The 13,823-nt window shown below is 70.8% G+C and carries 16 protein-coding genes; 9 read left to right on the top strand and 7 right to left on the bottom strand.

The window, feature by feature from the left end; translation table 11 throughout:
• Position 1 precedes the first annotated feature (1 nt).
• The gene (locus EJV46_RS11205; protein ID WP_131548697.1) at positions 2-850 is read right to left on the bottom strand and encodes an NAD(P)-dependent oxidoreductase; all 849 of its coding nucleotides are present in this window, start codon (positions 848-850) and stop codon (positions 2-4) included.
• Positions 851-1,105: 255 nt separating this feature from the next.
• Here EJV46_RS11205 and EJV46_RS11200 point away from each other — a divergent pair, with 255 nt between their 5' ends.
• Positions 1,106-2,101 carry a helix-turn-helix transcriptional regulator gene (locus EJV46_RS11200; protein WP_131548696.1) on the top strand — a complete coding sequence of 332 codons (996 nt, stop codon included), beginning with the start codon at positions 1,106-1,108 and terminating at the stop codon, positions 2,099-2,101.
• Between the two features lie 12 nt (positions 2,102-2,113).
• Here EJV46_RS11200 and EJV46_RS11195 read toward each other — a convergent pair whose 3' ends face one another.
• A complete protein-coding gene (locus EJV46_RS11195) occupies positions 2,114-2,335 on the bottom strand; it encodes a DUF1289 domain-containing protein (RefSeq protein WP_131548695.1) in 222 nt (73 codons plus the stop codon).
• A gap of 31 nt (positions 2,336-2,366) precedes the next feature.
• A complete protein-coding gene (locus tag EJV46_RS11190; RefSeq protein ID WP_131548694.1) occupies positions 2,367-2,996 on the bottom strand; it encodes a hypothetical protein in 630 nt (209 codons plus the stop codon).
• A 189-nt stretch (positions 2,997-3,185) separates the two neighbouring features.
• Between EJV46_RS11190 and EJV46_RS11185 the strand changes: the two genes are divergently transcribed.
• Positions 3,186-3,842 carry a class I SAM-dependent methyltransferase gene (locus EJV46_RS11185; RefSeq protein ID WP_165585479.1) on the top strand — a complete coding sequence of 219 codons (657 nt, stop codon included), beginning with the start codon at positions 3,186-3,188 and terminating at the stop codon, positions 3,840-3,842.
• A 32-nt stretch (positions 3,843-3,874) separates the two neighbouring features.
• Here the strand turns inward: EJV46_RS11185 and EJV46_RS11180 are convergent, their stop codons facing one another.
• The 3 genes from EJV46_RS11180 to EJV46_RS11170 form a co-directional block, all read right to left on the bottom strand.
• On the bottom strand, positions 3,875-4,432 hold the full coding sequence (locus tag EJV46_RS11180) for a flavin reductase family protein (RefSeq protein ID WP_131548692.1): 558 nt from the start codon (positions 4,430-4,432) through the stop codon (positions 3,875-3,877).
• Positions 4,433-4,530: 98 nt separating this feature from the next.
• The gene (locus tag EJV46_RS11175; RefSeq protein ID WP_131548691.1) at positions 4,531-4,740 is read right to left on the bottom strand and encodes a DUF1508 domain-containing protein; all 210 of its coding nucleotides are present in this window, start codon (positions 4,738-4,740) and stop codon (positions 4,531-4,533) included.
• A 378-nt stretch (positions 4,741-5,118) separates the two neighbouring features.
• A complete protein-coding gene (locus EJV46_RS11170; RefSeq protein WP_165585478.1) occupies positions 5,119-6,081 on the bottom strand; it encodes an aldo/keto reductase in 963 nt (320 codons plus the stop codon).
• A gap of 147 nt (positions 6,082-6,228) precedes the next feature.
• On the opposite strand from EJV46_RS11170, the gene EJV46_RS11165 reads away from it, so the two are divergent.
• Positions 6,229-7,215 (top strand): tripartite tricarboxylate transporter substrate binding protein, encoded by a 987-nt coding sequence (locus EJV46_RS11165; RefSeq protein ID WP_165585477.1) that lies wholly within the window; start codon positions 6,229-6,231, stop codon positions 7,213-7,215.
• Positions 7,215-8,156: a D-2-hydroxyacid dehydrogenase family protein gene (locus EJV46_RS11160; protein ID WP_131548688.1), complete on the top strand. Its 942-nt coding sequence runs from the start codon at positions 7,215-7,217 to the stop codon at positions 8,154-8,156. The genes EJV46_RS11165 and EJV46_RS11160 overlap by 1 nt, the downstream gene beginning before the upstream one ends.
• Position 8,157: 1 nt before the next feature.
• Here the strand turns inward: EJV46_RS11160 and EJV46_RS23425 are convergent, their stop codons facing one another.
• Positions 8,158-9,222 carry a methyl-accepting chemotaxis protein gene (locus EJV46_RS23425; RefSeq protein ID WP_206020770.1) on the bottom strand — a complete coding sequence of 355 codons (1,065 nt, stop codon included), beginning with the start codon at positions 9,220-9,222 and terminating at the stop codon, positions 8,158-8,160.
• Between the two features lie 148 nt (positions 9,223-9,370).
• On the opposite strand from EJV46_RS23425, the gene EJV46_RS23035 reads away from it, so the two are divergent.
• From EJV46_RS23035 to EJV46_RS11130, 5 genes are read left to right on the top strand one after another with little or no spacing between them, the layout of a single operon-like run.
• Positions 9,371-10,633, top strand: a complete 1,263-nt coding sequence (locus tag EJV46_RS23035; protein ID WP_206020769.1) for an MFS transporter — start codon at positions 9,371-9,373, stop codon at positions 10,631-10,633.
• A gap of 53 nt (positions 10,634-10,686) precedes the next feature.
• Positions 10,687-11,658 carry a tripartite tricarboxylate transporter substrate binding protein gene (locus EJV46_RS11145; RefSeq protein ID WP_131548685.1) on the top strand — a complete coding sequence of 324 codons (972 nt, stop codon included), beginning with the start codon at positions 10,687-10,689 and terminating at the stop codon, positions 11,656-11,658.
• A gap of 20 nt (positions 11,659-11,678) precedes the next feature.
• Positions 11,679-12,560 carry a TauD/TfdA family dioxygenase gene (locus EJV46_RS11140; protein ID WP_131548684.1) on the top strand — a complete coding sequence of 294 codons (882 nt, stop codon included), beginning with the start codon at positions 11,679-11,681 and terminating at the stop codon, positions 12,558-12,560.
• A gap of 53 nt (positions 12,561-12,613) precedes the next feature.
• A complete protein-coding gene (locus tag EJV46_RS11135; protein WP_131548683.1) occupies positions 12,614-13,354 on the top strand; it encodes a dienelactone hydrolase family protein in 741 nt (246 codons plus the stop codon).
• Positions 13,351-13,758 (top strand): DUF1810 domain-containing protein, encoded by a 408-nt coding sequence (locus EJV46_RS11130; RefSeq protein WP_131548682.1) that lies wholly within the window; start codon positions 13,351-13,353, stop codon positions 13,756-13,758. Before EJV46_RS11135 ends, EJV46_RS11130 begins: the two co-directional genes overlap by 4 nt.
• The last annotated feature ends 65 nt before the right edge of the window (positions 13,759-13,823 follow it).

Genomic DNA, 13,823 nt, shown 5'->3' with positions numbered 1-13,823 from the left:
GCTATTCCGGCCCCTCCAGCGAGAAGGCGTCGCGTGGCGAGGGCGCCTTCCGCGAATACTCGATCGCCGTATAGCCCCCGCCCTGGTAGCGCTCCGCCACCGCATCGGCGGTGATGTGCTCCACCTCCGCCCGGAAGGGCTCCGAACTGTCCTGCGGCGCCCAGCCGATCCGCTCGCGATGGTCCGCCCCCCAATAGGAGGCCGGATTGTCGGAGCAGGCCCAGATCACCGCGTGCCCGGACCGCTCGGCGCCGACGCAGCGCTCGACCAGCCGCGTCAGGTCCGCGTAGGACAGCCAGGTGGAGAGCATCCGGCGGTCGACCGGCTTGGGGAAGCAGGAGCCGATGCGCAGGTTCACGTTCTCGACGCCGTGCTTGTCCCAGTACATGCGGCCCATCAGCTCGGTATAGGCCTTTGACAGCCCGTAATGGCCGTCGGGACGGAAGTCGTCGTCGAAGTCCAGCCTGGGCTGATTGCCTTGCGGCCGCTCGTGGAAGCCGATGGCGTGGTTGGAGCTGGCGAAGACCACCCGGGCGCCCTCGCGCCGCGCCGCCTCGTAGATGTGGTAGGCGCCGCGCAGGTTGGGGCCGAGGATCTCCTCGAAGGGGCGCTCCACGGAGACGCCGCCGAAATGCAGGATGGCCCCGCAGCCCTCCGCCTGCCGCAGGATGGCGAGGCCTTCGTTGAGATCCGCCTTCACGAAGACCGCGCCCTCCGGCAGCGGGTCCGGGAAGGGCGCGATGTCGGTGAGGCGCAGGTTCCAGCCGAGCGCGCCGAGGCTCCGCGCCAGGTGGCGGCCGAGATTGCCGGAGGCGCCCGTGAGCAGGACGGGTTTCGCGGGTGCAGTCATGTCGGCTCCCATGGCCAGGTCGGGGCGGGGCCAGGCCGGGTCGTCGGCGGCCGGAGGGCGGGCGCGACAACACTCCCCTGGCGCTCCCGATCCAGGGGCCGCCCGCCATCGTAGGATGGCGGGCCGGCGCCGTGAAAGCCAGCCCTGATCCCTTCCCATGGCCGTCCCGCGATCGTTGCGTGCCGGAGATGCCGGCCTGCCTCTATAGGAAGCTCGCGAACTTGCCTGACCCGGTCCGATCCCGACAGGAGCACCATGACGCCCGAGATCATGTCCACCCATGGCCTGCCGCGCGCGCATCAGCTCGACGCCTGGCGCGGCTGGTTCTCCTCGGTCTTCGAGGTGGAGAAGCCGGACGAGGCGCGCCAGGGCTTCCTCGCCGAGAGCCGCTACTGGGCGCTGGACGGCTTCGGCATCGGCCAGGTCTCCGCGCCCGGCCTGCGGGCGGTGCGGAGCCGCGAGCTGGTGCGGCGCAATCCGGTGGACCACTGGTGCCTCACGCTCGGCCAGCACGACACCGGCATCCGCACGCCGGAGGATTCCGTCGCCGTGCCCGCCGGGATCCCCTTCCTCGTCTCACTGGGCGTGGACCTGGCGAGCGAGCGGGCGGCGGACGAGCGGCTGCACATCTACCTGCCGCGCGACAGCTTCGCCGAGATCGCCACCCAGCTCGACGCGGCCCGCGGACTCCTCCTGGAAACCGGCCTCGGCCGGCTGCTCGGCCACTTCCTCCGCAACCTGGTCCGCAGCCTGCCGGAGCTGGCGCCGGCCGACCTGCCGCAGGTGAACGCCGCGGCGCGGGCCATGATCGGCGCCTGCGTGATCCCGACGCCGGAGCGCATCCGCCTCGCCGCCGGGCAGATCGACGCAACGCGGCGAGACAGGCTCCGCCGCATCGTGCGGCGGAACATCGAATCGCCGCAGCTGGATGCGGGGATGCTCTGCGGCGCGCTCGGCGTCTCGCGCACCCAGCTCTACCGCCTGCTGCAGGGCGAGGGCGGCGTGGCGCACTACATCCGGAAGCTGCGGCTGGAGGTGGGCCTCGCGAGGCTGAGCGACCCCTCCCACCCCGGCACGATCGCGGAGATCGCCGCGCAGCTCGGCTTCGAGGATGCCTCGCGGTTCAGCCGGGCCTTCCGGCAGGCCTTCGGCGCGACCCCGCGCGAGGTGCGGGCCCGCGCCAGGGCCGAGCCGCCGGGGTGGGACGCACAGGGCATCCGCCCGCTGAGCGACTTCCTGCGGGGGCTTTAGCGGCCGGGGGCGTCAAGCCTTGCGGCGCTTCCCGTCCGCCTCCGGCCCGGTGACGAAGCCCTCCGAGGCCAGCGCCTCCAGCCGCGCCGGCAGCGAATCCCGGATGGCCGGACGATAGGCCGCCACCCGCTTCCAGCTCTTCTTCTCGCGCAGGCTCATCCCGCAGCCCAGGCACCAGCCGCTTTCGTCGTCGTAGCGGCAGACCTTGATGCAGGGGCGATCATGTTTCGACATCGGGCCAAGGTGGGGAGCCCGGCCCGGTTTGTCACGGCGACGACACGCGCCGCACGATCCAGCCCGAGAAGCTGCCGGCATTGTCGAGATAGGCGATCGGGTTGGGAGTCAGGGCGGTGACCACCACCTCGCCATCCGCGGGATCGTTCACGCAGGCATAGGCCGTGCCGAACGGGCTGTGGACTTCGTCGATGCAGACGAAATGCGCGCCGCCGGCCTTCCACTTCACATGCACGATGCAGGGCACGCCGGCCTTCGCCTGCGCCTGGATGGCCGCGGCGACGCCGTCCGGCCCGGCCCAGAAGCATTCCCAGTTGCCCAGGCCCAGGCGGTTCAGCACCTCCGGATGCTTCTTCGCGTCGGTGTAGGAGGTGCCGTCATAGATCGTGCCCACGACCTGGCCATAGATCTTGTAGACCTGCGGCTCCGACTTCACCGCCATCTGGATGGCCGCCCGGGAGAGCGTGGCGCCCACATAGGAGGCGCCCGGCACCGGCACGGCCGAGACGGCGTTGCCGGCCGAGAGCCCGGCGAACATCAGGCCCTTCTTGATCTTGAAGTTGACCATGAGGATGCACGCGATCCCGCAGGAATTCACGGCGTCCTGCTTCTTCACGATATGCGCGCTCGCGAAGCGGGTGAGGCTGATGTGCCAGGACATGAGGCTTCCGATCCTTGGCCCGCGCCGTCGCGTCTCGCCGTCGGAGGGCCGCGCAGCGAAGCCCGAAGCCGGGCGATCCGTCAACATTCTCGTTCATGAATGAACCGGGGGCAGGGCCGGCGCCGGAGGGCTGGGGCTGCGCCGCCTTTCCGCCTAGCCTGCCCGGGCCGCGACCAGGGAGACGACCGCGTGAGCCAAGCCATCCACCCGGCGCTTGCCGGAAAGCACCTGTATTTCGGCAACCTCACCACCGGCGAGCGGCAATATGCCTCCGGCCGCTTCATGGGCCTCGCGCTCTTCCCGCAGCACAGCCGGGAGATCCGGCACGACGCGCGGGAAAGCCTGCCGGTCGCCGACGGCTCCGTGGAGAAGATCCAGTCGCAGGACGTCTTCGAGCACCTGCCCTACGACGAGCTGCCGCCCGTGCTGGACGACATCCATCGCGCCCTGAAGCCGGGCGGCATCTTCCGGCTGAGCCTGCCGGACTATGGCTCGCCCCTCCTGCTGAAGCGCTGCGTCTTCGACGAGGAGGGCCAGATTCTCGCCGATCTGCGGATGGGAGGCAGCGTCGCCTGGGACCGGAAAGGCAAGCGCCGGAAGGTGGAGTTCCAGCCCAACGGCAACGCGCACCTCTGGTTCCCCACCTGGCAGCTGGTCTGGGGCCTCATCCGCCGCTCGAAGCTGGAGCATTGCGCGGAGATCCGGTTCCACCACTACTTCGTGAACACGGCCGAGTACGTGATGCTCGACTATCCGGAGGACGAGATGTTCGTGATGCGGGCCCCGCCGCACGACCGGCGGGCGGGCGGGCTGCCGATCTCGCTGATCGTCGATTTCGTGAAGTGAGATGAGTTCCGGCCCCGGGCGGCGGCCCGCCGCTACAGATTTGCCGGCTTGAACAGCTTCGGCCGCTTCACGGCCTCGCCGGCCACCATGAACTCCGCCTCGCCGCGGTAGTGCACCGTCCTCGGCTTCCTCGGCGACTTCGCGACATGCGCCTTCACCACCTCCCAGACGAAGATGCCGTAGGTGCGGATGAGCTTCGCGTCATGGAGGCGGCATTCGAAATTCGCGTAGCACTCGCGGATCAGCGGCGCGGAGACCTTCTCCGCCGGCTCGGCCGTCAGGCCGAACTCCGCGAACTTGTCGAGATCGCCGCCCCTGCTGTTGCCGATGCCGATCACCCTGTCCAGCAGATGGACCTCCGGCACGTTGATCACGCATTCCTTCGAGCGCCGCAGCAGCTCGTAGCTGTGGTTCGCGTCCCAGATGTAGCAGCCGAAGAGCGCGGGCGAGAAACCCAGCATCATGTGCCAGCCCATGGTCATGATGTTGGTCTCGCCCTTCCAGGCGGAGCTGACCAGCACGATGGGCCCCGGCTCCAGATGGCGCCGGGTGTTCCCGACCGGGAAGTCCTGCTTGGCATAGCGCTTCATGACGCAGGCAACGCACCCACGAATGTGTGGTTGCCATGGTAGGAAGGCCAGCACTCAAACGCCCCGCCACGACGTACGCGGCGGGGCTACTTGATAGGCTACGCGGCGTTCGCGATGTCGGACGGCATCCACACAGGACTGCCGCTGGACGCTTTCATGATGTCGATACTGCGAAGGCAATCCGCTTTGCGCATATAGCCTTCGCTCGACACTGCGATCGTTCGGCCGTTGGACGCATCGTAAGTCCAACGGAACTCGCCGCGATTGTCTTTGTAAAGCCAGTAGGAAGGATAGGGCCGAACGGCCATGGTCGCACCTCATCAGACTACGGCAGGCCTGAAGCGAGCCGTGCCAACGACGCCGGGCTTGACCTGGAACGGCGGTTGGATTCACCATCCGCTTGTGTGAGTTCCTGCCCCGCACCCGGCGCCTGCCACGCGGGATCGGATTCATCAGGGCCGTCGGGTGTTCGAGACCCGACGGCTCATCCAAATCCGCACCGATCGACTCCGCACAAGTCAGCCCCGCGAGTCAACGAGATTCCCAGGGGTAGTATCTGATCTCTGGGAAACCCAGGGAGAACCTCGATCCCTACACAAGATTTAGTGTGCGCGAATTCCTTTGAATTCCGAAATAGCGGGCCCGAATCGGCGCAGTGATCAATGCCGACCGCTCAATCCCCAGGCTCATCGTGACTTTAGCAGCATCGCCAGTGCCCTCTCCGGCAGCGGGCCCTTGTTCACCGAAGCCACGGCGTGGTCGAGCTCCTCCAGGCTCGAGGTGCCGACCAGCACGGTCGAGATCTCGCGCGGCCCGATGGCGTAGCGCAGCGCCAGCTCCACGAGGTCTCCGGCGCATCCCGCCTCCACCAGCGGCCTCAGCTTCAGCGCCGCCTGCACGTCGGCCGCGTAGCTCTCGCCGGAGGCGATGGGCTCCACCTTTTGCGCCCCATAGGCGTGCCGCGCCTCCGTGCCGCTCAGCGCGCCGCCGGCCAGGATGCGGATCGCGATGACGCCCACATCCTGCGCCGCCGCATGCGCGATCACGCCGTCGAGATCGGGCGTCGCGGAGCCCGCGACGAGGCCGCTCGGCTGGAGCAGGTTGTAGGGCATCTGCGCGGTGGAGAAGCCGCCCTGATCCAGCACCTTCCGCAGCGCCGGCGCGTCGCCGAGGCCGGTGATGCCGTAGAACTTGAGCTTGCCCTGCGCGTGCAGCTTCTGCAGCACCGGCACCGCCTCGCCCAGGATCTGCTCCGGGGTGAAGGCGGGCTTCCCGCCCGACGCGGTGATAGGGTTGTGCAGCTGGAAGAGGTCCACGCACTCCGTGCCGAGGCGCTGCAGGCTCCCCTCCAGCGAGGCCGCGATGGTGCCCGCGATGTCGCCGCGCTGCGGGTCGTAGACGCGCACCTTCGTGCCCACCACAGGCCTCGCGCCCAGCTTCCTCAGCGCGCGGCCGAGATTGCGTTCGGAGCCGCCCTCGCCGTAGGCGAAGGCGGTGTCGAAATAGGTGATGCCGTGATCGAGCGCGCGACCGATGGCGCGGTCCTGCTCGGCCTCGCTGCCCTTCACCATCAGGCCGCCGATGGCGCCGCATCCATAGCCGAGCACCGAGACGGAAATGCCCGTCCGACCCAGTCGCCGCTGTTCCATCCTGGTCTCTCCCCGATCCGGCGAATGCTGGTCCATGCCCTCCCTCGCGGCAAGCCGGCCTGTATCAGCACCGGCTTGTCTCCGCCGCGATCCGGGCGTCATCATCGGCGCGCACCGGCCGGAGACGCCGGGCAGGGAGAACCGCCGATGACCTCACGCCGACTGCTGATGCAGGCCAGCCTCGCCGCACCCGCTCTGGCCCTGCTGCCCCGCCCCGCGCGCGCCGCCTATCCGGACCGGCCGATCCGCGTGATCGTGCCCTTCGCCGCCGGCGGCAATACCGACATCCTCGGCCGCATCCTCACGCAGCGCATGTCCGAGCGGCTGGGCCAGGCCATGGTGGTCGAGAACCGCACCGGCGCCGGCGGCAGCGTGGGCGCCGAGCTGGTCGCGCGCGCCGCGCCGGACGGCTACACGCTGCTCTTCGGCGCGGGCGGGCCGCTGACGGCGAATCCCGTGCTGATGGCGCGCATCCCCTACGACGTCGAGCGCGACTTCATGCCCGTCGGCATGGTCGGCATCCTGCCGATGGTCTGCCAGGTCAGCACCAAGGTGCCGGTGCGCGACATGACGGAATTCGTGGCGCTGATGCGCGCGCGGCCGGGCGAGATCACCGTGGCGACGCCGGGCCAGGGCAGCGCGGGGCACCTCGCGCTGGAGCTGATCCTCGCGGCGGCGCAGCTGCGCGCCCAGCACGTGCCCTATCGCGGCGGCAGCGCGATGATCCCGGACCTCATCAGCGGCACGGTGGATGCGGCCTTCGTCGAGCTGCCCTCGGCCCTGCCGCTGCACCGCGACCGGCAGGCCCCCATCATCGCCATCGCGACGCCGGAGCCCTTCCCGCTGCTGCGGGGCGTGCAGACCTTCGACCAGGCCGGCTTCCCCGGCTTCACCGCCGGAAGCTACGGCGGGCTGCTCGCGCCCGCGAACACGCCGGCGGAGATCTTCGGCGCGCTGCAATCGGCCTTCGCCGCGACGATGGCGGAACCCGCGGTGATCTCGCGCGTGTCCGAGGTCGGCGCCATCCCGGGCAGCGCGGCGCAGCGGACGCCGGCCGGCTTCGCCAGCTTCCTGCGCGAGGAGCTGGCGAAGGCACGGCGCGCGGCGCAGCTGGCGGGGCTGCGGCCGTCCTGATGCGGCTCGCCATCATCAACGACTATCACGGCCTGGCGCGCGAGGCCGCGGACTGGTCGCGGCTGCCGCCGGGCGTGACGCTCAGCCTGCATGGCCGCGTGAGCGATGCCGAGGCGCCCGCGCTGCTCGCCGATTGCGACATGGTCGTGACCTCGCGCGAGGAGACGCGCTTCGATGCGGCCCTGCTCGCGCAGCTGCCGCGATTGAAGCTGCTGGTGACGCACGGTTCCAGCAACGCCGCGCTCGACCTGCCGGCGCTGGCCGCGCGGGGCGTGACGGTCTGCGGCACGACGCTGGGCCTCGAGATGGCGACGGTGGAGCTGGCCTGGGGACTCATCCTCGGCCTGGTGAAGCATATTCCCGCCGAGGACCGGGCGATCCGGCACGGCGGCTGGGGCGCGGGGCTCGGGCGCGGCCTGACGGGGCGGACGCTCGGCGTGCTCGGGCTGGGGCTCCTGGGCGCCGGCCTGGCTCGGGTGGGGCTGGCCTTCGGCATGGAGGTGATCGCCTGGAGCGAGAACCTCACCGCCGCGCGCTGCGCCGAGGCCGGGGCGCGGCTGGTGACGAAGGGCGAGCTCTTCGCGCGGTCCGACGTCGTGAGCATCCACACGCGGCTGAGCGCGCGCACGCGCGGGCTGGTGGGGCGCGACGAGATCGGCGCGATGAAGCCGGACGCCATCCTCGTCAACACCTCGCGCGGCCCCATCCTGGACGAGGAAGCGCTGATCCAGGCGCTCCGGCGCGGCAAGATCGCCGGCGCGGGCCTGGACGTCTTCGACCGCGAGCCCCTGCCGGCCGACCACCCGTTGCGCAAGCTGCCCAATACGCTGCTCACCGCGCATATCGGCGGCCGCACGCGCGAGAATGTCCTGGCGCGCTATCACGACGCCCTGGAGGACGTGCTGGCCTTCCTGGCGGGCCGGCCGATCCGCGTTCTCTAGCCTAGCTCTGCACCAGCACGCCGTACCAGCCGAGACCCCGATAGGTCTCGTAGCCCGGCGTGCGGTGGAAGGCGATGGTGCGGCCCTTCTCGTCCCGGTCGCAGCCCGAATCACGCGCGCGCCATGCCACCGGCAGCACTTCCTCCAGTGCGCCGGCGCCGTCCGAGGCGGCCAGCACGCGCCCCGCGCCGTCCGCCAGCAGCACGCGCGTGCGCGCCGCCTCGCCCGGCGTGAGGCGCACGCCGCGCAGCACGGCCCGCGCCTGCGGCTCCCAGTCGAAATGGATGCCGAGCACGCCGATGGCCCGGCCCTTCGCCTCGCCGCCTTCCCGCACCGCGGCGGCATAGGTGGCGACGGGCGCGTGGGACAGGCCCGCGCAGCGGGCCACGTCCGCGGCCGAAAACTCGTCGCCGCTCGCCGAGGTCATGGCGCCGCGGAACCAGCTCTCGCGCGAGACGTCCATGCCCGCCACGCCGGGGTAGCGGTCCGGCCTTCCATGCGCGATCACGCGGCCCGAGAGGTCGCAGAGCCAGAGGTCGAGATAGACCGTATAGGCGCCCAGGATGATGCCGAGCCGCCGCGTCGCATGCGCCAGCCGTTCCGGCGCCGGCTCGGCCACGGCCTCGACCAGGGCGGCGTCGGTCGCCCACCAGCGCACGTCGCAGGTACGCTCGTAGAGGTTGCGGTCGATGATCTCGATGGCGTTGAGCGCGAGGTCCACGAGCCGCTGGCCGCGCAGTTCCTCGCCCATGCGCTGGCCCACGGCCCGGAGCGCCGCGAAGGCGTCGCGCAGCTCGCTGTCCATCTCGGCGGAGAGCCGCGCGACCTCGGCGGCGACGGTCTTCACCTCGCCGGCGACGACTGCGAAGCCGCGGCCCGCCTCGCCGGCGCGGGCGGCCTCGATGGTGGCGTTGAGCGCCAGGATCCGTGTCTGCCTGGTGATGTCGTGGATGCCGCGGACCTTGGCGGCCGCCACCGCCGCCGCGCGGTCGGCCAGCGCCAGGACGCGCGCGGGCGTCGCCTCGCCGTCCTGCTGCACCCCGGCATGCTGGTGAAAGCCGTCCATGTCGATCCCGCGTCTGAACGGCGCAGGCGTAGCACCCCATCCGTTGACGAAACCTTTCGCCGGCTGCGGAGATTTAGCCCGGGCCCGATCTGGCGGCACCTTCCGATCCGGCATTACCCTTCGCTCGACCATGGGTGGAAACGACCAGATGAGCCCGGCGGGCGCCGCCGCCAGCGCGGGGGCGCGGCCGGCCGCCGGCCAGCCTCGGGGCGCCATCCTGCGGCTGCTGCGCACGCCCGATTTCCGGCGGCTCTGGCTGCTCGGCGGCATCGCCAATGCCATGCGCTGGCTGGAGATGCTGGCCGCCTCGCTCTGGACCTTCGAGGTCACGCAATCCGCGCTGGCGGTCGCCGCCGTCACCATGATGCGGGCCTTGCCCATGCTGCTGCTGGGCGCGGTGGCGGGCGTGCTGGCCGAGCGCTTCGACCGGCGCCGCCTGCTGGTCTTCCTGCAATCGACCTCGGCCGCGGGCGCCGGCGCCGTGGCGATCCTCGCGGCCCTGGGCTGGCTCGCGCCCTGGCACCTGATGGGGCAGGGGCTGCTGGCCGGCCTCGCCTGGGCCGGCGAGATGGCCACGCGCCGCCGCATGGTGGCCGACGCCGCGCCGCCCGAGGACCTCGTCTCCGCCGTCGCGCTCGACACCATGACCGGCAGCACCACCCGCGCCATCGGCCCGCTGCTGGGCGGCGCGCTGTTCCAATGGGTGGGGCTGCCCGTCGCGGCCGGGATCGCCTGCGCCTTCCACCTGGCGGCCCTGCTTCTGGTCCTGCGGGTGACGCCGCCGCCGAGGCCGGCCCGGGCGGGCGGACGCGGCGCGCTGGCCGGCATCGCCGAGGCCGCGCGGCTGGTCGCGGCGACGCCCGCGCTGCGCATGGTGATCCTGGTGACGCTGGTGATGAACGTCTTCGCCTTCGCCTACGGCGCCATCCTCCCGGCCTTCGGCGCCATCGCCTTCGGGGTCTCGGGCGCGGCGGTCGGGCTGCTGGCCGCGGCGGAGCCCCTGGGGGCGCTGGTCGGCGGGCTCTGGCTCGCGCTCGGGCCGCGGACCCGGCCCGGGACGGGCCCGCTGGTGGCGGGATCGCTGCTGTTCCTGGTGCTGATGATGGGGGTGGCCTTCAGCCCGTCCTATCTCCTGGCCTGGGCGCTGCTGGCGCTGGGCGGGCTGGGCACGGCGCGCTTCGGCGCCATGCAGACCTCGGTGGTGATGACGACCGCGCCCGTGGAGATCCGCTCCCGCGTGCTGGGCCTCGTCACCACCTGCATCGGCATGAGCCCCGTCGGGGTGCTGACCATCGGCGCGCTCTCCGATGCCTTCGGCCCGCGGCTGGCCATTCTGGTGATGGGGGGAACGGGCCTGACCTGGATGCTTCTCATCCTGATCGCGGAGCGGCGAGCGGCACTGCGGGCTTGACATCGCAGCGCAGCAACCGGGACGCTTCGCATCCTCCTGGGAGGAGAAACGGAGTGAAGCGTCCCGCCCCTTCACGATTGGTGCTGTCGCTGCTGGCGATCGCCCTCTCGGCCGTGCCCGCCTTCGCGCAATTCCCGGACCGCTCGCCGCGCATCGTCGTGGGGCAGGCCGCCGGCGGCTCGTCGGACACGATCGCGCGCATGGTCGCCGACGCGGTCTCGGCCGATCTGGGCCAGCGCGTCGTCATCGAGAACCGGCCGGGGGTGAACGGCGCGATCGGCGCCGAGTTCGTCGCGCGCAGCGCGCCCGACGGCTACACCGCCTTCCAGTGCCCCATGAGCACCATGTCCATCACGGCCCAGCTGCCCGGCTCCGGCCTGGTCGATGCGGGCGTGGAGCTGGTGCCCATCTCCAACGTCGTCCTTTCCTCCTACGGACTCGTGGTCTCGCCCGGCAGCCCCTACCACAGCATCGCCGACATCCTCGCCGCCGCGCGGGCGCGGCCCGGCGCCGTGAGCTTCGGCAGCCCGGGCCCCGGCTCGGCCCAGCACCTTTCGGGCGAGCTCATGAACCGCATGGCGGATGTGACCATGCAGCACGTCCCCTATCGCGGCGCCGCCCCGGCCCTGGTCGACCTGATCGCGGGCCGCATCGACTTCATGATGACCAATCTCGGCGACATGACCCGCCAGGTGCAGTCCGGCGCCGTGCGGCTGCTGGCCCAGGGCGATCCCTCGCGCTTCCCCGTCTTCCCCGACCTGCCGCGCATCGCCGACACGCTGCCCGGCTTCGAGGTGACGGGCTGGTTCGGCTTCTGCCTGCCGCGCGCCACGCCGGCCGCCGTCGTCGCCCGCTGGGACGAGGCGATCCGCAAGGCCATGCAGGATCCGGCCTTCCGCCAACGCCTCACGGAGTCCGGCTTCACGCCGCATTACGAGGGGCCGGACGTTCTGGCCACGCGCCTCGCCGCCGACCGGGCCAAGTGGCTCGAGGTGATCCGGGCCGCCAACCTTCGGGCGCAATAGCCCTTCAGAGGAGGATCGAGATGTTCGCCTATACGCCGCTCACCCCCGTCTTCGGTGCCCGCGTCGAGGGGGCCGACCTCCGCCGGCCGCTCACGCCCGAGCAGGCGCGCGAGGTCGAGGATGCGATGGACCGTTACGCCGTGCTGCTCTTCCCCGCGCAGGACATCACCGACGAGCAGCAGGCCGCCTTCGGCGAGAATTTCGGTCCCATCGAGGGCACGCGCGCGACGGTGGACGTGCACAAGCAGCGCCTCGCCAATTCGTCGATCAACGACATCTCCAACCTGGACGAGAAGGGCGAGATCCTCGCCGCCGACGACCGGCGCCGCTTCTTCTCGCTCGGCAACCGGCTGTGGCATTCGGATTCCAGCTTCAAGGCGACGCCGGCGAAATACTCCATGCTGCATGCCCGCAGCATCCCGCCCGAGGGCGGCGAGACCGAGTTCGCCGATATGCGCGCCGCCTGGGACGCGCTGCCGGAGAAGACGAGGGCCGAGGTGCGCAACTATGTCTGCGACCACTCGCTGATCTACTCGCGCGCGCAGCTCGGCTTCGACGACTACAAGGAGGAGGAGAAGAAGATGTGGGCGCCGGTGCCGCAGCGCCTGGTGCGCCGGCACCTGGGCTCGGGCCGCACCTCGATCTACCTCTCGGCGCATATCGGCCGCATCCATGGGCTGCCCAAGCCCGAGGCGATGATGCTGATCCGCGACCTGATGGAGTTCGCGACCCAGCCGCGCTTCGTCTATTCGCACGGCTGGAAGGTCGGCGACCTCGTGATGTGGGACAACCGCAGCACGATGCATCGCGGCCGCGCCTATGACGACAAGACCTACAAGCGCGACATGCGGCGCGTGACGCTTTCGGACGTCGCGCCGACGCTGGAGCAGGCGGCGGCCTAGGCATTTCCGAAGGGCGGCATGGCGCCTAAGCTTTCCCCATAAGGAGAGACGCCATGCTCGAAACCACGCTCGACATCCCCACGCGCGACGGCGCGATGGAGACCTTCCTCGTGAGGCCGGAGCGCAACGGGCCGCATCCCGCCGTGCTCATGCTCATGGACGCGCCCGGCATCCGCGAGGAGCTGCACGACATGGCGCGGCGGCTCGCGAGCGTGGGCTACTACGTGGTCCTGCCGAATCTGTATTACCGCGCCGGGCGCGGGGCGAAGTTCGGCCCCGGCGTGCTCGTGAAGGACGATCCCGAGCGCGACCGCATGCGCGCCATCCGCACGAAGATGACCATCCCGCCGGTGATGCGCGACGTGGCCAACATGCTCGCCTTCCTCGACACCCAGGCCGAGGTCGAGCCCGGCCCGGTGGGCGTGCACGGCTATTGCATGAGCGGGCCCTATGCGCTCGCCGCCGCCGCCCGCTACCCGGGCCGCATCGCCGCGGCCGCGTCCTTCTATGGAACCTGGCTGGTCAGCGATGCGGAGGAGAGCCCGCATCTGACGCTCGGCAAGGGCAGGGCCGAGCTCTACATCTCCTGCGCCGAGCATGACGAGCTCGCGCCGCTGCCCATGGTGGCGGAGCTTCAGAAGCTGCTCGACGCCTCGGACGTGGACGGCGAGCTGGAGATCAGCCCCGGCGTCCATCACGGCTTCGCCTTCCCGCAGCGCTGGTGCTACGACAAGCCCGCCGCCGAGCGGCATTGGGAGCGGCTGATCGCGCTGTATCGCCGCCGGCTGGGATGAGCGGCCTGCAACGCTTCGTCGACGCGCAGGACGCCATCTACGCCACCGCGCTCGCGGAGCTGAAGGCCGGCCACAAGCGCACGCATTGGATGTGGTTCGTCTTCCCGCAGATGCGCGGGTTGGGGTCTTCGTCCCACGCGCAGCTCTACGGCATCGCCTCGCTGGACGAGGCGAAAGCCTATCTGGCGCATGACGTGCTGGGGCAGCGCCTGCGGGAATGCACGCAGGCGGTCCTGGACGTGAAGGGCAGGCCTCTCGTCGAGATCCTGGGCAGCGTGGATGCCCAAAAATTCCGTTCGAGCATGACGCTCTTCCTGCACGCCTCGGGCGAGGCGATCTTCCGCGAGGCGCTGGACCGTTGCTCCGGCGGCGCCGAGGACGAGAGGACCATCGCGCTCCTCTAGACCGTGATCCACTTGGGTGGGTCACGGTCCAGGCCTTGGCTGAGAGGGCGATTCCGCCTCAGCGG

This window comes from Roseococcus sp. SYP-B2431 (genome assembly GCF_004336745.1).
In the GTDB taxonomy this organism is placed as follows: Bacteria; Pseudomonadota; Alphaproteobacteria; order Acetobacterales; family Acetobacteraceae; genus Roseococcus.
The sequence above is the reverse complement of the archived record's forward strand: the minus strand, read 5'-3'. Positions and strand labels throughout refer to the sequence as shown.